This window comes from Photorhabdus akhurstii, assembly GCF_018448925.1.
GTDB lineage: Bacteria > Pseudomonadota > Gammaproteobacteria > Enterobacterales > Enterobacteriaceae > Photorhabdus > Photorhabdus akhurstii.
This window is the reverse complement of record NZ_RCWE01000176.1, coordinates 1-218: the sequence shown is the minus strand read 5'-3', so window position 1 is coordinate 218 and position 218 is coordinate 1. Positions and strand designations below refer to the sequence as shown.

Annotated in this window: 1 rRNA gene; it reads right to left on the bottom strand. The window is 56.0% G+C overall.

The features are described 5' to 3' along the window. Positions 1-218 (bottom strand): 16S ribosomal RNA (locus EAE93_RS24205); the annotation flags it as partial.

The window sequence follows — 218 nt, the reverse complement described above, 5'->3', positions numbered from 1 at the left end:
GCACCCTCCGTATTACCGCGGCTGCTGGCACGGAGTTAGCCGGTGCTTCTTCTGCGGGTAACGTCAAAATCCAACTCTGTTCAAGTTAAATCCTTCCTCCCCGCTGAAAGTACTTTACAACCCGAAGGCCTTCTTCATACACGCGGCATGGCTGCATCAGGCTTGCGCCCATTGTGCAATATTCCCCACTGCTGCCTCCCGTAGGAGTCTGGGCCGTG